This is a genomic window from Clostridium amazonense, from assembly GCF_056431285.1.
In genome coordinates this window covers 247,294-266,067 of record NZ_JBWKMH010000033.1, presented here as the reverse complement: position 1 = coordinate 266,067, position 18,774 = coordinate 247,294, and the positions used below count along the sequence as shown (strand labels likewise).

Sequence of the window (18,774 nt, the reverse complement as noted above, 5' to 3'; positions counted from 1 at the left end):
CACTTATAGGATGGATGATTAAAAAAGGACATAGTAAAAGCGATGTTGAGAATTTAACATATACAGAAAAACTAATGTACAAGGCATGCATGGAAGATGAAATAAAACAAGAAAATGAAAAAGTAAAGCTAATTATGTCCTGCCTAGGTGTAAAAGTAGATGAGTAAACTCCGATAGAAGGGAGGTAAATAAATGGCTTATGAATGTGGAGCTACGTTTAAATTAAAAGATGAAGTTACAAGTAAAATGACTGAGATTAAAAATAGTTTTAGTAATTGTAAAAGTGGAATAACTGATTTTAAAGGACATTTAGGTGGATTAACTGGAAAGTTTAGAGAACATAAGACGAATGCAGATAGCAGTAGCAGAAGTAATAGAGAATTTAATAATAGTTGTAGTGTAAATAACATAGATGCTTTAACAAGTAAATTGAAGGATTTAGCTAAAGGATATTTGGGAATTAAAGCTGCAACAAAAGTATTTAGAAGTGCTGTAGATGGTGCAGCATCATTTGAAGGTATGAGAAATACTTTAAATATAGTTATGAAAGACAGTAAATTAGCTTCTGAAAAGTTTAGAGAAGCTGTTGAATTTGCTAATGCTACACCTTTTGAAACAGAAGAAATAGTTAATGGGTTTGTTAAGCTTGAAAGTTATGGAGTTAAGACCACAAAAGAAGTAACTACAGCAGTAGGTGATATGGCTGGTGTTATGGGAAAAAGTTTCGACCAGGCAGTTGAAGCAATCGCTGACAGTCAGACTGGCGAGTTAGAAAGGTTAAAAGAATTTGGAATAACAAAAAATCAAATTATCGAGCATGGCAATAAAATTATGGCAGATAAAGAATTAGTTAACCAAAAAGGACAAATAGTAGATCAAGAAAATTTCAATAAAACATTATTTTCTTTAATGAAAGAACGTTATTCTGGTGGTATGGAATTACAGAGTAAAACTTTTAAAGGTGCTATGTCGACGATGCGTGGAGAAATTAAAAATACTATGGCAACACTTGCTGGAGTTGATATAGAAGGTAATGTAATAAGTGGTGGTCTATTAGATAAACTTAAAGATGGGGTTCTAGGAATTACTAGCGTAGTTAGAAGTTTTGCTAAAAGTAATGTATTTAATGTAATAGGAAATGGTATAAACAAGGTATCTAATATTGGGGCAAGTGTATTTAGTGGTATTAAAAGTATAGGAGTACCAGCTTTAAATACAATTAAAAGTGGTATAAATGCTTTATCGCCTTTTGTATTATCATTTATGCATTCTCTAAAAACAGGAGCTAAACAAATAAAAGGAACTTTAGGAGTTGAAGGTGTACTAGCATTTTATAAAATTAAAGAACATGCTAAAGATGCATTTAGTGTTATAAAAATAGAATTAGGAAAAGTTACTGCAGCTTTCGGAAAATTTGTTGCCAATGGCGGTATGGAGAAAATCGGAGAAGTTATAGGAAAAGCTATGGAAATAGCATCTAAGGGAATTGATTTTTGTTTTAAAAATATGGATAAAATAGTACCTGTTTTAAAAATAGCATTAAAAGGTTTTTTAGGATTTAAAGCTTTAGAGAAAACAGGAAGTGTATTTAACAATGTTTCAAATGGGATAAGTACAATGACTGGTGCTTTTAAAAAGGCACAAGGTGCTAGTAGGTTTATACATAGTGCATTTGATTTTAAAGGAATTAATATTGCATGTAAGGGACTTAGAACAGCAATAACCGGAACAGCTAAAGTAAGTAAAACAGCAATAATTGGAGCAACTAAAGGTATTAAAACTGGAGTAATAGGAACTGCAAAAGGAATTAAGATAGGAGTAGTGGGAGCGGCTAAAGGTATTAAAGTAGCAGTAACTGGTGCTTTTAAAGGTATCAAGTTAGCGGTAACTGGAGTTAAAATTGCATTTTCTATGTTAACACCTACTAAGCTTATTATAATGGGAATTGTGTTGGCTGGAGTATTGCTGTATAAAAACTGGGATAAAGTAAAAGAAATATGTAAACCCGTTACAGATGCTATAGTTAAAGGCTGGGGTAAAGTAAAAGAGTGTTGGGATTCCGTAAGCGAAGGTGTGAGTCATTTTTGTGATTTAGCGGTAAAAAGATGGGGTGAAATTAAAACTGCATGTTCGAATATAGTAGATTCTATAGTTAAAGGATGGAATAGTGTAACAGATTGTTGGGATAAAGTAAAAACAACGGTTGGCGATATGGTAGATAAAGCATTAGGAAAATGGAACGATATGAAACAAGCATGTAAAGATGTTGTCGATGATGTATTGCAGAAATGGCAATCTGTTAAAGATTTCTTTTCTGAGCCCATCGTAGGGACTATTAATTTTGTAAAAGATAAATTAGGTTTTGGTGGAGATGACACAGGTGGAAGTAAAGTAGATGGTATACATAAAACTGGATTAACAAGAGTTCCATTCGACAATTATACTGCTAAATTACACGAAGGCGAGAGAGTACTAACTAAACAAGAAACTAATTTGCTAGACCAGGGTAAACTAGGTGCTAACAATGGTGGAAGTTCTCCAACAATAAATCTAAATATAGCAAATATGACTGTTAGAGAAGAAGCTGATATAAATAAAATAGCAACTGCATTAGCAAGAATAATAAAAAATGATGGATTGAATTATGCATAATGATAAAAACTTAATAAAATTGATTATAAGACTAGGTAATTTGCAGAGATGTAATTATATTACTTAGTCTTTTATATTGCATTTAAAACGATTTTGTGGAGTTGATTTTAAGGAAGGGGGTGTCGAAAATAGCAAAAAGAGAAGTTTGGTTAAAAAACAATATTGAAACGTTCCAATTTCCAATTATAACTGGTGAGTTTGATGTAAGTTTTGGATCTATGAATAAAACTATAAATCTTTTAAATTTTGGTGAAGTAAATATAACTGGACAAGGAAACAAATTAAGAGAATGGTCTATACCTGGTATATTTCCATCGCAAGAAAGCCCAGCTTGTGCTTGTACACCTAAAAGTGATCCATACCAATATTGTAAATTAATCGACCAACTAAAATATAATAGTGAAATTTGTAGATTTATTATAACAGGAACTCGTTTAAATAATGCCTGTACCATAGAAGATTTCAACTATGGAGAAAAAGATGGAACGGGTAATGTTTATTTTACTATAAAATTTAAAGAACATAAGCTGGTAGGACAAAAGAAGGTGACTGCAATATGATTAGAATTTTTAATAATTATAAAGGTCAAGTTCAGGAGTTAACACAATTTTGTACCAGTGTGAATATAGGTGGAAGTCTAAGCGAGGTTGCTAGGAAACTAGAAGTTAACATGTTCTATAAAATTTGGGATAAACATCAGACAAACAAACAGGTTGGAGTTGGAAACATTGTTTGGGTAACTTTAGATAATAAAGAAATATTTCGAGGTGTTGTTATAGATAGAAGTATCGGTGCTAATGAAGAATTAAATTTTACTGCTTTGGATTTTGCTTATTATCTTACTAAAAATAAGGTAACTCGTAACTTTAAAAACACTACTGTAATGAGTGCAACTAGGGATATTTGCAAAGAAGTAGGTGTAAAAGTTGATAGTTTAAGCAATAGTAACATTAAAATTAATAGGTTAATAGCACAAAAAACGGCATATGATGCAATTATGGAATTGTATACCCAAGTAAGCAAACAAACAGGTAGACGTTTCTATATTCTAATGACTGGAGTAGGTCTTAATGTACCTGATATTGGGACTTTTAAAGCAGATAAAGTTATAAAACCTTGTCGTGATATTTATACAGCTGATGGAAATTTATTAAATCTACGCTTTAAAGACACGATGGGTGATATGATAAATCGGATTAAAGTCTATGATGATAAAAATAATTTAATAGATACTATTCAAAATGCCAATATGATAAAAGCTTATGGGATATTGCAGGAGAACTACGTAAAAGAAGAAGATAAAAACTATAAAATCGTTGCAAATAATATGATACATGGTGTTGATTATGAAATTGAATGTGAGGTGCTAGGAAATTATGAATATCTTACAGGCAAAGAAGTAACAGTACAAGTTCCTTTTATAAGTACACTCGCAAATAGAAAAATGTATATAAATGCTGATTCTCACACCTGGGATATTGAAACAGGTACATTTACAACTAATTTAACTTTAAGTTATACAAAGGATATGGATTTAAAGGAAGGTGATTAGATGAATGAACTGAGTAAAGTTTTATTTGAAAACATGAGAAGTAAAGGTGCTTTAGATAATCCATCAAGTTTACAACTAGGAGAAGTCATAAGTGTAAATCCATTGGTTATAAAAGTTGGTGAATTGCAACTAGATAAAGATAATTTATTGATTGCAGAGCATTTGTTAACACATAAAAGAAAATTTGCTTTAAATACAACAAGTGCAAGTGGTAGTGTGAGTTGTAGCAATGGAAGTGGAACATTAAATAACATATCTATACAAGATGGAGAATTTGCATTTCAAACAAATTTAGAAGTCGGAAATACAGTTGTTTGTTATCCTGTTTTAAAAGGACAAAAATATTTAGTTTTGGAGAAGGTGATATAGTGAGCATATTTCCAGAGTTGAACGCAGAAGAAATTTACATAGAAAACAATGAAGAATTACCAGTATTTCGAGAATATGCAATAGATTTCTCAACTGGTTCTTTTTTATATACTGAAGATGGAAAAAATATAATAGTTGAAAAAAATGAAGCACTTAAAGTATGGATATGGAAGGCTTTAAAAGTTAAGAAAAATAGATATGAAATTTACAGTAATGAATATGGACAAGAATTTGAAGAATTATATATGAGTAAAGAATATAGCAAAGATTTAATTGATACGGAAATGTTGAGGCTGGTTGAAGAGTGCTTGTTAATTAATCCTTATATAAAGTCAGTTGATGAACTAGAGAGTAGTTTTGATGATGAAATATTAACAATAAATTTAAAAATATTAACAATATATGGGGAGGTGGAACTAGATGTATAAATTTAAGCAGAGTAAAGAAGAAATTTTAAAACGTATGATTTCTAACATTGCCAATGAAGTAAATTGTAATGAAGGTACTTATACACAAGATGTACTTTCAGCAGGTGCTTGTGAATATGAAAAGCTACGGGAGGATTTAGATAATATACTTGATATAGTATTTATTCAAAATGCCTATGCAACTGGAAATTACAATGCAGTTGAAATGCGTTGTGCAGAGCAAGGAATATATAGAAAAAAAGGTAATAAAGCAATTGGAAATATAGATTTTAAAACTGTAGTTGGTACACAAATACCTAAGGATTTTATTGTACAAACCAAAGGTGGATTGCAATATAAAACATTAGAAGAAGTTACTACAACAACAGAGATAACAACAATAAAGGTAGAAGCTATAGAAGTTGGAAGTAAATATAATGTAATGGCTAATACAATTGTAGAAATGCCTATACAGTTAGTTGGCATATTGGAAATTAATAATGCTAATAACTTTACTAATGGAATTGATAAAGAAAGTATTGATGATTTATATGAAAGATATTTAGTTAAAATACGAACTCCTGCAACTTCTGGGAATAAGCATCACTATTATTTGTGGGCTATGGAAACTAATGGTGTAGGTGGTGCTAGAGTGCTGCCTGAAAAGGGAAAAGTAACAGTTGTAATAATAGATGGGAATAAAAGAAAACCAACTGAAGAAATTATAGAAAACTGTAAAAATCACATCAATGAAGAAAGACCAGTTCTTTCAGGACAACTTATTGTACAAGGTGCAGAAGAAGTGGCTATAAATTTAAGTGTACAGTTAGCAATAGATGCTAGTAGAAGTCTTGAAGATGTGAAAGAAGATATAGAAAACAATGTTAGTGAGTATATAAAATCTTTAGCATTTAAAGATAACACTATAAGATACAGTAGAATTTGCAATTGCGTATTAAATGTAACTGGTGTAAAAGACTATAGTAATTTAACTGTTAATGGTAAAACAGAAAATATAGTTATTACAGATATACAAGTTCCAATACTAGGTGAGGTGGTAGCAAGTGTTTAATGTTAAAATACCTCCATTTATAAGTGAGGAACGAGAAAATTTAGCAATTAAAAAAGCTACAGATATAGAAGATAAAGAGTGTAGGGAATTTATACAAGATATAATTAACCAATGTTTCATAGATACGGCTACATGGGGACTTAAATATTGGGAAGAGGTGTACGGTATACCGACAGATATAAACAAGCCTATTGAATTTCGTAGGACAGTAGTAAAGGCAAAAATAAGAGGTGCTGCAACAACTACAAGAAGCAATTTTAAAAATGTATGTGAGAGTTTTAGTAATGGAACAGTTGAAGTAATAGAAGATGAAACAGGGAATTTTGAATTAACAATTAAATTTGTAGGTACTGTTGGAATACCACCAAACTTAGAGGATTTAAAAGATGCAGTAGAAGAAAATAAACCATGTTATTTACAGATAAATTATCAATTTAAATATAATACTGTAAAAGATTTAAGAGAATTAGGAATAACTGTAAAGCAATTAGCAGATATGAATATAAGAGTTAAAGATTTAATAGAAACTAATTTACTAGAATTAAAATTTCAAATAACACAGAAAGAAGGTAGATAGAATGAGTAAAACAACAAATTATGGACTTGAAAAATATGATGATAATATGAATTGTGATTTTAGATTTATAAATGGTAGTTTAGATAAAATAGATGAAGAATTAAATAAAATAGATGAAAATTTAAAAGATGCTATAAAAATAATAAGAAATGTTACCTTAACATCATCAAATTGGACTTTAAATAGTTCAAGTAGACTTTATGAATACACATATAGCAACTCTAACATTACAAGTAATAGTATTGTAGATATAAATATACAATTAGATAGCTTAGAAATTGCTAAAAAAATAAAGCCAATAACAAACAGCTACACTGGATATATTAAATTATATGCAAAAGAAAAACCAACTAATAATATAATGTGCGATATTAAAATAATAAAGGAAGTGATCTAATTGGCTACTGGTAGAATTAATATAAACAATAGTGATTATAGTATTGGCGACATTGTAATAAATGAAAATTTAGAATCTTATTATGAAAAGAAAATTCAAGATTCAGTTCAATTGGCTAAAGACTTTAATATAGAAATATACTCTTCAATAAGTGATGAAGAAAATTTCTATATATCGACACAAACAAATAATTATTGTATTGATACTAATACAATGAATATTAAATGGCAAAATGATGCATCCATAGGAAAATTAAAATTATATGGAAATTATCTTTATTCAATTGCCGATGATAAAATATTAAGAAAATATAATAAAAACACTGGTAGCATTGTAAGTAGTTATGCATTAGCATCTATTATTACTGATTCTATAACTGATTATGTCATTTTGAATGAAAGCGAACTAGCTAAAACAGGACCATATAATTTTCAAAAAGTAAATTTTATAACTGGCAAAAGTGAATGGAGTGGGAGCCAAGGCAATTATACGGGATATTATATAGAATATCTTAATGGTTTTATTTATGAGGTTAGTAGAAAATCTTCCGGAAGTAATTATATAAATCGAATAACTATAACTAATGAAAAAGGTATTGATTTATATAATGGTAATCCATATGGAGAAATATCACTATATGTCACAAGTATTCAAGCTATAGATAACAATTATATTTTAATTTCGATTGGCACAACTTATTCAGGTTCAAGAGGAATTATTTCAAAAGTATATATTGAAAATGGTGAATTTAAATTTAATAATAAAAATATTCAACGTGGATATAATCAGATAATAAAAGATAGCAATAATAATATGTATGGTATATTTTTATTATCATTATATAAATTAGGCACTTTTGAATCTATTAATGAAGTTTTGTTGCAAGAGAGTGATTCCGATTTTAATAGAATTATAATTAAAGATAATGGAGCAGCTTCAATTGACCGAAAAGGTAAAATATATTCAAAATACAAAATTAATCAAATAGGATACAAAATATTAAGATAAGAAAAGAAAGGGTGATAAAATTGCTAATTATATATGATGAAACAGGAAAGATAATAACAGAACAAACAGAAAAGCATAAAATAATAGGACAGCTTAAAGCTATGGAATTGCCTGATGATAAAGATAAAATAGTACAAGCTATAGATGTAAGTGATGAATTGCATAAACCAATATATGTAGATGCTCCACCAATAAAGCTAGAGAATTTGCAGGAACAATTAAGTAGATCTACGCAAATGTTAGTGGCTAGAGATTTAGCACATGACAAATTAATAACTGATTTGCAATATAAATTAGAGCAATTAGATTTATTTATAAAACAGAATATAAAAATAGAAAATAAAGAAAGTGAGGTTAAATAGTATGGATTATTCAAATTTAGCATATTATAAATTCTTTTATGACATGGGAATTTTACATGACCAAGAGATTTATGATGCAACTAGAAATGGTGTATTAACTAAAGAAGAGTATAAAATAATAGTTGGAAAAGATTTTGTACAATAGAAAAATAAGACGACATAAAAAAGAATAAATTAAAAGGCAAAGTAGGGACTAGAGATTTTCAAAGAAATGATAGTCTTTTTATTTTGCCTTTTTTAAGATGAAAGCGAGGTAATGTTAATGGAAGAATTATTAAAAATGGCAATGTCACAAGGAATATGGTGTTTAGCATCGGTTTTATTGGTGGTGTATGCGTTTAAAACTAACCAAACCAGAGAAGAAAAGTATCAAAATACAATAGAAAATAATCAAAACGTAATATCAAACTTAACCAAAAATATAGACGTTGTGACAGAAATAAAAACAGATGTAGAAGAAATAAAAGAAAAATTAAATGTAAGTAAATAGGGGTGAGTAGATTGAAAATAGGATGTAGAAACGGACACAATGTAAATGTAAGTGGAGCAATTGGAATTGTATCTGAGGTAGTAGAAGATACTAAAATATTTAATGCTAGTAAAACATACTTAGAAAAATATAATGCTATTGTTGATTGTTCAAACACGATTGCAGATGTAGATAGTGAATTAATGTGGGGAATAAATAAAGCCAATGCAAACAATGTAGATTTATTTTATTCAGTTCATTTAAACAAAGCATATGATAGTTATAATGGTGCAATTGGTTCTGAAATATGGCTGCATCCATGTGCTAGTCAAGATACTAAAAATAAAGCTAATGCAATATTAAATAATTTAAATAAGCTAGGATTTATTAATCGTGGTATTAAATATAGTGATGGATTGGCAGAATTAAACTCTACCAATATGGAAGCAATGATAATTGAATGTTTTTTCTGTGAAGCAACTGGAGATGTAAATTTATATAAAAAACATGGTGCAGATAAAATCGGACTAGCAATTGCTAATGGTATAGATAGTAGAGTTAGTTTAAATAATAATGAGGTGAAAGTAGATATGAAAACAATAGTATTATATTTTGGAGATATGGATGCAAATGCAGCTATATATGTAGCTCAAAAGAATCAATGTCCTATGATGAAAAAAAGTGATTTTGAATCTAGTGAATTGAAAGCAGAAAAGATTATTCAAATAGGTGGAAAAGCTGGTAGTACTAGATATGATAGTTTAAAAGATGCAGGAAAGTTAGTATAGATTATAAGGTGAGGTGTAAAAACCTTGCCTAATTTTTTTCGATTTATTGGTGGTTAAAGTTAAGTCTTATATTTTCATAAATATTGAATATAAAAGGATAAGTTTACCAATAATTAAGTTATATTACTTGGAAAATAATACTAAATATAATATTGAAAATAAATTATGAAAATATAGGAAGGTTAGAATGATAGAATATTTAAATGAAAGTTTACTAGTAGAACAACGATTAGGTCAAATAGGAATTACCAATAGCAATGAAAAGGTTATAATTTTTGTATATAATAATTCATCTGATATTTATGTAAAATTTATACATAATTTAAAAGTAGTACATACAAATTATAATGCTTTTCTAAGAGGAGAAATAGCGAATCCATTATATTACAAAGAAAAATATGAAGGACAAATAAGAACCAATAATCAAGGACTATTAATACAATGTATTGAATATAATCAAGCGAGTAATATCACGGTAAAATTTTTAAATGATGGTACTATAATTCAGAATCGACAATTAACACACTTTTTGCGAAAATCAATTAAGAATCCAAATTATAAAAAACCTTCAGACAATGAATTTTATTATAACGGTAATTTAAAATGCTGGATAGGTATAACGAATAAAGGTGAAGAATTTATGTTTAGTCATCCTAATGAAAAGGTTATTGAAGAAATAAAAAAATATACATGGAGAATTTCAAATATAAATGGATATGTAATAAATGGTAAAGGAAGATTATTACATCGAGTTATAATGAACGAACAAAACCCATTTATATATATAGATCATATAAATAACAATCCTTTGGATGACAGATATGAAAATTTAAGATATTCCAATGCTATGCTCAATGCTAAAAATAGAAGTAATACAAATGGGGATATTGTTGGGTTAATATATAGGAAAAATAGAGAATCATGGTTAGGAAAATGTAAGGAAATTAAAACTAAACATTATAAAGATAAACAAGAAGCATTGATTGACTTACTTATATTACAAAGACATTTTAAAGCTACCCATAATGAGCATTTATTTTATATATTAGATAATATATCTCAAGAAAGAATTGATTATGTTGAAAATTATATAAAAGAAAAGATAGAAAAACAGAAGAACATTAAACATATAGTTAATTGTCATAACACTTTTGAGAGAATAGATGATGACACATATAAAATGTATGATTCTAAAGGTAGATGGTGTTTAGTTGATGCTGATGATATTGAAAAAATTAAATTAGGTAATTGGAACATGAAATTAAAATCTATTAATAAGGGATATGTTAGGGGACAAATTATCATAAATAACAAATCAATGGTAAAATTTTTACACAGATATTTATTTGATTTAATTGATATAAGATATAGGTGTGTTGTGATAGATCATTTAGATGGAAATGGGTTAAATAATAAAAAAGAAAATTTGATTATAACAGATAAAAGAGGTAATAACATAAATAGAGCACATGCTAAAAAGTATAGAAAAATACAAAGAAATATAAAAAAATACAATGGAAGAACCCTTATATCAAAAGAAATTTCACGTTCATTTAATAATGAAGAAGATGCTATTAAGTTTTATCTTAATTGTAAAAAATATCTTATGAATGGTCGTTTGCAATGGAGAACAAAAGAAGAATTAGACAAATGGTTAGAAAATATTGAAAAACAAGGATTAGATATTAATGATGTTATAAAAGAACATTATGAAAAATTATATAGACATGCTAGAGAATTAATTGAAAAAGAATATCCTAGTAAATAAATAATGAGAGATAGGGTTTAAATTAACTCTATCTTTTTTAGTTTTGAAAATATTTTATAAAATTATAGTTGAAATTATAATAATAAAGTAGTATTATGAATATATTAAAATATGAGAAATTACAACGTATATATATCAATAAACATTAAAGGTAAATAACGAAAATTATTTATACTGAAGTGTTTGGAATCAAGTTGTTTCAATGGTTATAAAATATTAAGTACAATACTAACTCAGAATTTATAGCAATGGTAGCAGACAAATTAAGATTAAGAAATAGAGTAAGCTAATTAAAGAATTATTAAGGAAATTAGCGTGAAAAGGTATACTTTTGTCGAAATGCTCTAATATTGTTTTGAATAGTATGAAAACAAGGAAAATTTATTATCGATATAAGTATTATAAAATCAATAAACATAATCTTAAAATAATAAACTTCATAAAAAGTTTGAAAAAAACCTTTGATGTAAAAAATAGCATTAGGGTTTTTTTTATTATAATGAAAAATAAATATGAAATATTGAATATGATTAATTAGCTACAAATTTATAACAAGTTTTATATATTTTATTTTTTTATATAAATTAAAATTTTATTATAGGGTTTCAATCTGAAAAATGAAATTATTCCAATATTAAATGAGAATAATGTTATTCCAAGAAACAGAAATTATTTAAAACGTTATTCATAAAAATTTCAAAGAAACTCTAATGAATTTGCCATTTTATTTCCAAGACTAAACGGCTATAAGTGAATTAAATTCTAGCCTATTTTTCATAACTCTTTGTCAGTAATTCACATTAATAAAATACCATTATTAATGTGAATTGCTTCCTTGATTTATAAAAAATATACATTGAATTTTTAATTTCATATTTCTAAATTTAGTTCACACGACGTCCTGTCTAGGCAGTCGCTGAACCCATTCTTGGGATCATGTCTTTAAAATAAAAAATAAATTAATAAGATTTTCTAAATAAACTTTTAAAGAAATAATTATTTAAATAATTGCTTTTAATGAATTTATGACAACGAATTTATAAACATAAAGAAATATAATTTAATAGAAAATACATGTATTATATGGCCATAAAATATTACATAAGAATATAATAATTAATTAATTAATTTTAATAAAATATTTGAAAAATAATTTTAAAAATGTTATGATTTAGTAAATAATATCAAAATTTAGGAGATGCAATAATGAAGAAAAAACAAATTAGTATAATGCTTACATCTGTAATTATGATGAATATGATTACTTGTATTAGTGTTTCAGGTATTGAAAACGATATCAAAAGCGATGTAAGTCAAACATCAAAAAGTCAAATAATTGAAAATATTAATGAAAGTAAAGCTATTAATAGTGTAACAGAGACTTATGTATCAAATGGAGCAAGTGAATCATTAAGACCATATGTGAAAGATATAAGTAAATCGATGATTTCTATGGGGGGGTTTTATAGAGCAAGTATAGGTATAGCAGGTAAAGCTATGCAAGGAAGTACTGTTTATATAAAATTAGGTGATGAAATTGCAGAACAACATATAGATGAAAGTAGAGACTTTGGCTTTAATATAAACACAGTAAGCAAAAGTATAACTGTTGAAATATATGCTATAGACAAAAATGGAAATCAATCAGATAGTGTTCTTGTAACGGTAACAGATGAAAGTGATGATATAGTTAACAATGGAATTAATCCTAATAGTACACCAGTAATTGAAGCAACTGACATAACATTAAATAAAGGAGATTCTTTTGATCCATTAAAAGGTGTAACAGCTTATGATGAAGAAGATGGATACATTACATATGATATAGAAGTAGTAGAAAACACAGTAAATGTAAATAAAGCTGGTAAATATAAAGTAGTATACAAAGTTAGTGATAGTGAAGGTCAAGTTACCAAAAAGGAAATAAAAGTAACTATTGTAAGTAATGAAAAGCCTGTTATAAATGCAAAAGATATTAAAATTACAGTTGGAGATTATTTTGACAAACTGAAAGACATAACAGCTTACGATGAAGAAGATGGAGATCTTACAAAGACAATAGTAGTATCTGGTGAAGTAGATTCAAATAAAGTTGGAAATTATACTTTAAATTATAGTGTAAAAGATAGTGATGGAAATATTGCAAGTAAAGATATAGTTGTATGTGTTGCTAATAAAGAAATAGTAGTTAAATCTGTGAGTGGTATTAATAGATATGAAACATCTGTTGAGCTTAGTAAATTACAATTTGAGTCAAGTGACACTGTAGTTATAGTTAATGGAGACTCTTTGGCTGATGGATTGGCAGTAACTCCACTTGCTGCATATAAAAAAGCTCCTATTTTGTTATCTACAAATGGAATTATACCAGAATCAACTAAAAATGAGATTAGAAGACTAGGTGCAACAAATGCTATTATAGCCGGAGGAATAGGAGTAATTCATAAAGATGTAGAAAATCAACTTAAAAAATTAGGAATAGCTAATATTGAAAGACTTGGTGGTAGCAATAGATATGATACATCATTAAAAATTGCTCAATATATAGATAAAAATTGTTATAGTGTAGAAAATATAGTCGTAAGTAATGGATTGGGAGAAGCTGATGCATTATCAATTTCAGCAGTAGCAGCAAGAGATAAAATGCCTATAATTTTGACTCAAAAAAATGCACTTGAAAAAGAGACTTATAATTGGTTACAATCAAAAAATTTAAAAAGTGCGTATATTATTGGTGGAGAGGGAATTATTAGTAATAGTGTGTTAAATCATGTAAATGAAATCACATCTGAAAATATATATAATAATAGATTAGGTGGAAGTAATAGATATGAAACTAATGCTATAATTATAGATAAATTTTTCAAAAATGATTTAAATAATGTATATGTGTCAAAAGGAATGCCATTAGTTGATGCATTATCAGCAGGCGTTGTAGCAGCTTTAAATGATGGACCTGTAATAATTGTTGGAAATGATTTAAGTCCAATGCAAAAAGATATAATTAATAAAAGAAGTGGTAACACAATAATTAAATCTGGTGGTGGAATTTCAGAAAAATCTATAACATCTTTAAAGAAAGGTCTTGAAAAGAAATAATAATTATAAATGGATTGATATTAAATTATCAATCCATTTTTTTATATAAATCAAAATTTTATTTTTGAATCATCAATTCATAATTTGAAATTAACATATAAACAAGCAATTCAAATTATTTTAAGAATATAAATAAAAAATGAAGTGTTGAAGAATACTAAGAGAGTTAGAAGTTTTTATTAAAGGAATATTGAAAGTTATGTAGAATGGTATAATTACTAATGTTATATGGAGGGATAAATATGTTGGTTAAAGATGTTATGGTTTGGGGCAGTAATTCTTGTAAGCCTAAGTATTATGAGTGTATTAATGTTAGAGAAGGAAATAATAATTATTTTGTAACTATTGAGAGTAATGGAAATGATGATTATGATTTAATTAATTTAGATACAGATGAATGGGTTCAATTAAAAAGAATGGTTAGTTTAGAGTATAAACAATTAGATGAGTGTAACATAAAAAAACCAGAGATTAGACATGATAGTCAAGGTGCTATATGTAAAAAAGTTTGGACACTAAATGTTAAATAGTAATATACAAAAGCTACTGAGTAAAATTTAAACTTAGTAGCTTATATATTTTATAGTATAAATTATTAATTGTTTTAAAAAATAATATTTATGTAAAGTCTAGTATTATTTGGATCAAAAAAATTATTGAAATAATTAAAAATGTAAAAATGATAATAGAATAAAGAATTAAGAATTTGAATTAACAATTTATTATAAATAGTACATGTAGAGAATTTAAGGTGAAATTCAGATTATTTAGGAGGATATGATGAATAAGAAAAAAATTGCTGGAGAAAAGGCAGTAGAGTATATAAAGGATGGGATGATATTAGGGTTAGGAACTGGTTCAACAGCATATTATATGATTAATAAAGTTGGAGAATTAGTTAAAAAAGGCATGAAATTAAAAGCAGTTGCAACTTCAAAAAGTACAGAAATTTTAGCAGAAGAGTTAAAAATTCCATTAGTTCCAATAGATGAAGTAGATAAAATTGATTTAGCAATAGACGGGGTAGATGAAATTGATAGAGAATTTAATGCTATTAAAGGTGGTGGGGGTGCATTGTTCAGAGAAAAAATTGTTGCTAATTTGGCTAAAAAAGTGATATGGATTATGGATGATAGCAAGCTTGTTGAGAATATTGGTGAATTTCCACTACCAGTTGAAATATTGCCATATGGCTGTAAACATACAATTAAAAAGTTAGAAAATTACTCTTTAAAGCCTATAATAAGAATAAAAGAAAATAAAATTTTTATAACTGATAATGGAAATTATATTGTTGATTTGCATATAGGAAAGCCTATAAATATTAGTGATATTTATAGTAAAATTAGCAGAATACCTGGAGTTTTAGAAATAGGATTATTTATTAATATGTGCAATTTTATTATAGTTGGAACTAATAACGAAGTAAAAGTTATTGAAAATAAAATTTAAAATTGATATTAATTATAAATTATAAGTAAAATAGAAAAGAGCTATTGCTCTTAACTAATTTCTAGTTATTGTGCAGTAGCTCATGTTTATATTTAAGTGCTTCTTTAGAGGTATTTACTAAGTAAGTCATGGCTTCAATAGGATATTTACCTATTGCAGTTTCCCCAGTGAGCATAAGTGACGATGCTCCATCTAAAGTTGCGTTGAATATATCTGATATTTCAGCTCTTGTTGGAACTGGAGAATTTATCATTGAGTGTAGTAGTTGAGTTACAACCATAAAATTTTTATTATGTTTATTACAAAGATTAGAAATGTTTTTTTGAGCTTTTAATAATGAGTATAGTCCAAGGGAGTTCCCAAGATCACCTCTTGCAATTATGACTTCATCTGTTAGGTCTAAAAAGCTTTCTAAATTATTTATTCCATCTTGATTTTCAATTTTAGCATGTATTGTAGTTTGGTTAGCATTAGCATCTTTTAGAGCTGATTTTAATGTAATTAAATCATGTCTGTTTCTTACAAAGGGAAGCATTATTCCTGTGATACCATATTGGTTGATTTTAGATATGCTATCATAGTCTTCTGATGTAAGAGTTTCATTATCTATATCTACACCAGATAATGCAATGCTTTTTCTTGAATTTAAAACACCGCCTCTAAGAATTTTACATTTAGCAGAATTATTATTAAAAGAAATTACTTGTAATAGTATTAGAGAATCATCTAAAAGAATTTCTTGGTTTTCTTTTAAATATGAGAATATAACTTTTGGAACAGGTATACCATTAGTACCTAAGTGTATGTAATCTTGACTTTTAAGTTCTAAAGGTTTACTTAAATCTCCAATTCTTAATTCAGGTCCTTGAATATCAATAAGAATTTTTTCTTTAATACCACAATTTTTAGAAGCCTCTTTAATATTTTTAATATAGCATTCACAGTCATCTATAGTTTTATGAGAAAGATTTATTCTAACACCGGTCATTCCTGCTCTAAATAATTTTTCTAGAATTTTAGTATCTTCGCAAGAAGGTCCTATAGTTCCATAATAATCCATAAAATTCACTCCTAACACAAGATTTATATGTTTATTTCTTTATATTCAATATTACTATTTAATTCATTAAAATACAATTTATGGCGATAAATTTGAATTTAAAAAATTATTATAATAATTTTTTTATTTATTCTTGAAATTTAATTATAAAAGAGTTATAATTAATAAAAAATATGAGAATCAGCAAAGATGAAAGCTACGATTTATAAATTTCTTTAGAGAGCCGATGGATGGTGCAAATCGGTGAAAGGTTAAATCTTTCCACTTTCGGAGCTGTCAATGATGAATTGAGAGGTTGGTAACCTTTATATTACTATTTGAGTGGTCAGCTTTATTTAAGTTGGCAATTTGGGTGGCAACACGGAATCTTTCGTCCCATATATAGGGAGTGAAGGATTTTTTTGTTATATAAAAATAAATTAAAGTTTTTTACTTATAGGAGGAGCAAAAATGTTAGATTTAAAATTTGTAAGAGAAAATCCAGAGATTGTTAAAGAGAATATTAAAAATAAATTTCAACTTAAGAAGTTAGAATTAGTTGATGAGGTAATTGCTTTAGATGTTGAAAATAGAGATGCTAAAACAGAAGCAGAAGCATTAAGAGCTAATAGAAATAAGCTTTCAAAACAAATAGGTGGTTTATTAAAAGACGGAAAAAAAGAAGAAGCAGAAGAAGTTAAGAGAAAAGTTGCAGAAAGTGCAGAACGTCTTGCAGCTTTAGAAGTTAAAGAAGCAGAATTAGAAGAGAAAATTAAAAAAATAATGATGGTAATACCAAATATTATTGATCCTAGTGTTCCAATTGGAAAAGATGATAGCGAAAATGTAGAAGTAGAGCGTTTTGGAGAACCTGTAGTTCCAGAATTTGAAGTACCATATCATACTGAAATAATGGACAAATTTAATGGTATTGATTTAGATGCTGCTAGAAAAGTTGCTGGAAATGGTTTCTACTATTTCATGGGAGATATTGCAAGACTTCATTCAGCTGTAATTTCTTATGCTAGAGATTTCATGATTGATAAAGGATTTACTTATTGTATTCCACCTTTCATGATTAGAAGTGAAGTTGTTACTGGAGTAATGAGCTTTGATGAAATGGAAGCGATGATGTATAAAATTCAAGATGAAGATTTATATTTAATTGGAACAAGCGAACACTCTATGATTGGTAAATTTATAGATACAATAGTTCCAGAAAAATCTTTACCACAAACATTTACATCTTATTCTCCATGTTTTAGAAAAGAAAAAGGTGCTCATGGTATAGAAGAAAGAGGAGTATATAGAATTCACCAATTTGAAAAACAAGAAATGATAGTTGTATGTAAGCCAGAAGAAAGTAAAGAATGGTTTGAAAAATTATGGCAATACACAGTAGAATTATTCCGTTCTTTAGATATTCCAGTTAGAACATTAGAATGTTGTTCAGGAGATTTAGCTGACTTAAAAGTTAAATCTATAGACGTAGAAGCATGGTCTCCAAGACAAAAGAAATATTTTGAAGTTGGAAGTTGTTCTAACTTAGGAGATGCACAAGCTCGTCGTTTAAAAATTCGTGTTAATGGAGACGATGGAAATAAATATTTTGCACATACATTAAATAACACAGTTGTTGCACCACCAAGAATGTTAATTGCATTCTTAGAAAATAACTTAAATGAAGATGGTACAGTGAATATACCAGTTGCATTACAACCATATATGGGTGGAAAAACTATAATTAAATAATTTCAATAAAA

20 protein-coding genes and 1 other annotated feature are annotated in these 18,774 nt (G+C 27.4%); of the genes, 19 read left to right on the top strand and 1 reads right to left on the bottom strand.

From position 1 onward, the window contains the following. Window positions 1–14 precede the first annotated feature (14 nt). From AC07E4_RS15900 to rpiA, 18 genes are all read left to right on the top strand, one after another. Window positions 15–167: a hypothetical protein gene (locus AC07E4_RS15900; RefSeq protein ID WP_478216953.1), complete on the top strand. Its 153-nt coding sequence runs from the start codon at window positions 15–17 to the stop codon at window positions 165–167. Window positions 168–192: 25 nt separating this feature from the next. Beyond that, window positions 193–2,652 carry a hypothetical protein gene (locus tag AC07E4_RS15895; protein WP_478216952.1) on the top strand — a complete coding sequence of 820 codons (2,460 nt, stop codon included), beginning with the start codon at window positions 193–195 and terminating at the stop codon, window positions 2,650–2,652. Window positions 2,653–2,771: 119 nt separating this feature from the next. Then, window positions 2,772–3,212, top strand: a complete 441-nt coding sequence (locus tag AC07E4_RS15890; protein WP_478216951.1) for a phage baseplate protein — start codon at window positions 2,772–2,774, stop codon at window positions 3,210–3,212. Next, a complete protein-coding gene (locus AC07E4_RS15885) occupies window positions 3,209–4,204 on the top strand; it encodes an XkdQ/YqbQ family protein (protein ID WP_478216950.1) in 996 nt (331 codons plus the stop codon). The genes AC07E4_RS15890 and AC07E4_RS15885 overlap by 4 nt, the downstream gene beginning before the upstream one ends. Beyond that, window positions 4,205–4,573 carry a DUF2577 domain-containing protein gene (locus AC07E4_RS15880; RefSeq protein ID WP_478216949.1) on the top strand — a complete coding sequence of 123 codons (369 nt, stop codon included), beginning with the start codon at window positions 4,205–4,207 and terminating at the stop codon, window positions 4,571–4,573. Further along, the gene (locus tag AC07E4_RS15875) at window positions 4,573–5,001 is read left to right on the top strand and encodes a DUF2634 domain-containing protein (protein ID WP_478216948.1); all 429 of its coding nucleotides are present in this window, start codon (window positions 4,573–4,575) and stop codon (window positions 4,999–5,001) included. The genes AC07E4_RS15880 and AC07E4_RS15875 overlap by 1 nt, the downstream gene beginning before the upstream one ends. Then, complete coding sequence (locus AC07E4_RS15870; protein ID WP_478216947.1) at window positions 4,994–6,052, top strand: baseplate J/gp47 family protein; 1,059 nt, start codon at window positions 4,994–4,996, stop codon at window positions 6,050–6,052. The genes AC07E4_RS15875 and AC07E4_RS15870 overlap by 8 nt, the downstream gene beginning before the upstream one ends. Beyond that, a complete protein-coding gene (locus AC07E4_RS15865) occupies window positions 6,045–6,629 on the top strand; it encodes a putative phage tail protein (protein ID WP_478216946.1) in 585 nt (194 codons plus the stop codon). Before AC07E4_RS15870 ends, AC07E4_RS15865 begins: the two co-directional genes overlap by 8 nt. A 1-nt stretch (window position 6,630) precedes the next feature. Next, on the top strand, window positions 6,631–7,026 hold the full coding sequence (locus AC07E4_RS15860) for a hypothetical protein (RefSeq protein WP_478216945.1): 396 nt from the start codon (window positions 6,631–6,633) through the stop codon (window positions 7,024–7,026). Further along, a complete protein-coding gene (locus AC07E4_RS15855) occupies window positions 7,027–8,034 on the top strand; it encodes a hypothetical protein (RefSeq protein WP_478216944.1) in 1,008 nt (335 codons plus the stop codon). 20 nt (window positions 8,035–8,054) lie between these two features. Continuing rightward, window positions 8,055–8,396: a hypothetical protein gene (locus tag AC07E4_RS15850; RefSeq protein ID WP_478216943.1), complete on the top strand. Its 342-nt coding sequence runs from the start codon at window positions 8,055–8,057 to the stop codon at window positions 8,394–8,396. Window position 8,397: 1 nt separating this feature from the next. Continuing rightward, window positions 8,398–8,541 carry an XkdX family protein gene (locus AC07E4_RS15845; RefSeq protein ID WP_478216942.1) on the top strand — a complete coding sequence of 48 codons (144 nt, stop codon included), beginning with the start codon at window positions 8,398–8,400 and terminating at the stop codon, window positions 8,539–8,541. 117 nt (window positions 8,542–8,658) lie between these two features. Next, on the top strand, window positions 8,659–8,886 hold the full coding sequence (locus tag AC07E4_RS15840; RefSeq protein WP_478216941.1) for a BhlA/UviB family holin-like peptide: 228 nt from the start codon (window positions 8,659–8,661) through the stop codon (window positions 8,884–8,886). A gap of 11 nt (window positions 8,887–8,897) precedes the next feature. Beyond that, a complete protein-coding gene (locus tag AC07E4_RS15835) occupies window positions 8,898–9,653 on the top strand; it encodes an N-acetylmuramoyl-L-alanine amidase (protein ID WP_478216940.1) in 756 nt (251 codons plus the stop codon). 187 nt (window positions 9,654–9,840) lie between these two features. Then, the gene (locus AC07E4_RS15830) at window positions 9,841–11,421 is read left to right on the top strand and encodes a hypothetical protein (protein WP_478216939.1); all 1,581 of its coding nucleotides are present in this window, start codon (window positions 9,841–9,843) and stop codon (window positions 11,419–11,421) included. Between the two features lie 1,206 nt (window positions 11,422–12,627). Further along, complete coding sequence (locus tag AC07E4_RS15825) at window positions 12,628–14,520, top strand: cell wall-binding repeat-containing protein (protein WP_430829750.1); 1,893 nt, start codon at window positions 12,628–12,630, stop codon at window positions 14,518–14,520. Window positions 14,521–14,762: 242 nt separating this feature from the next. Beyond that, a complete protein-coding gene (locus AC07E4_RS15820) occupies window positions 14,763–15,050 on the top strand; it encodes a hypothetical protein (RefSeq protein WP_430829751.1) in 288 nt (95 codons plus the stop codon). A 250-nt stretch (window positions 15,051–15,300) separates the two neighbouring features. After that, complete coding sequence (gene rpiA, locus AC07E4_RS15815; RefSeq protein WP_430829752.1) at window positions 15,301–15,972, top strand: ribose-5-phosphate isomerase RpiA; 672 nt, start codon at window positions 15,301–15,303, stop codon at window positions 15,970–15,972. Between the two features lie 61 nt (window positions 15,973–16,033). Here the strand turns inward: rpiA and AC07E4_RS15810 are convergent, their stop codons facing one another. Beyond that, a complete protein-coding gene (locus tag AC07E4_RS15810) occupies window positions 16,034–17,032 on the bottom strand; it encodes a pyruvate kinase (protein ID WP_430829753.1) in 999 nt (332 codons plus the stop codon). A 177-nt stretch (window positions 17,033–17,209) separates the two neighbouring features. Continuing rightward, window positions 17,210–17,413 (top strand) — a binding site (T-box leader). Between the two features lie 69 nt (window positions 17,414–17,482). Here AC07E4_RS15810 and serS point away from each other — a divergent pair. Continuing rightward, window positions 17,483–18,763 (top strand): serine--tRNA ligase, encoded by a 1,281-nt coding sequence (gene serS, locus AC07E4_RS15805; protein ID WP_040329323.1) that lies wholly within the window; start codon window positions 17,483–17,485, stop codon window positions 18,761–18,763. The last annotated feature ends 11 nt before the right edge of the window (window positions 18,764–18,774 follow it).

What these genes read in the sequence shown, in the direction of transcription:
- AC07E4_RS15895 (WP_478216952.1), top strand. Translation starts at nt 193, where the DNA reads ATGGCTTATGAATGTGGAGCTACGTTTAAATTAAAAGATGAAGTTACA.
- rpiA (WP_430829752.1), top strand. Translation starts at nt 15,301, where the DNA reads ATGAATAAGAAAAAAATTGCTGGAGAAAAGGCAGTAGAGTATATAAAG.
- AC07E4_RS15900 (WP_478216953.1), top strand. Translation starts at nt 15, where the DNA reads ATGATTAAAAAAGGACATAGTAAAAGCGATGTTGAGAATTTAACATAT.
- AC07E4_RS15860 (WP_478216945.1), top strand. Translation starts at nt 6,631, where the DNA reads ATGAGTAAAACAACAAATTATGGACTTGAAAAATATGATGATAATATG.
- AC07E4_RS15885 (WP_478216950.1), top strand. Translation starts at nt 3,209, where the DNA reads ATGATTAGAATTTTTAATAATTATAAAGGTCAAGTTCAGGAGTTAACA.
- AC07E4_RS15870 (WP_478216947.1), top strand. Translation starts at nt 4,994, where the DNA reads ATGTATAAATTTAAGCAGAGTAAAGAAGAAATTTTAAAACGTATGATT.
- AC07E4_RS15830 (WP_478216939.1), top strand. Translation starts at nt 9,841, where the DNA reads ATGATAGAATATTTAAATGAAAGTTTACTAGTAGAACAACGATTAGGT.
- AC07E4_RS15825 (WP_430829750.1), top strand. Translation starts at nt 12,628, where the DNA reads ATGAAGAAAAAACAAATTAGTATAATGCTTACATCTGTAATTATGATG.
- AC07E4_RS15880 (WP_478216949.1), top strand. Translation starts at nt 4,205, where the DNA reads ATGAATGAACTGAGTAAAGTTTTATTTGAAAACATGAGAAGTAAAGGT.
- AC07E4_RS15810 (WP_430829753.1), bottom strand. Translation starts at nt 17,032, where the DNA reads ATGGATTATTATGGAACTATAGGACCTTCTTGCGAAGATACTAAAATT.
- AC07E4_RS15820 (WP_430829751.1), top strand. Translation starts at nt 14,763, where the DNA reads ATGTTGGTTAAAGATGTTATGGTTTGGGGCAGTAATTCTTGTAAGCCT.
- AC07E4_RS15845 (WP_478216942.1), top strand. Translation starts at nt 8,398, where the DNA reads ATGGATTATTCAAATTTAGCATATTATAAATTCTTTTATGACATGGGA.
- AC07E4_RS15840 (WP_478216941.1), top strand. Translation starts at nt 8,659, where the DNA reads ATGGAAGAATTATTAAAAATGGCAATGTCACAAGGAATATGGTGTTTA.
- serS (WP_040329323.1), top strand. Translation starts at nt 17,483, where the DNA reads ATGTTAGATTTAAAATTTGTAAGAGAAAATCCAGAGATTGTTAAAGAG.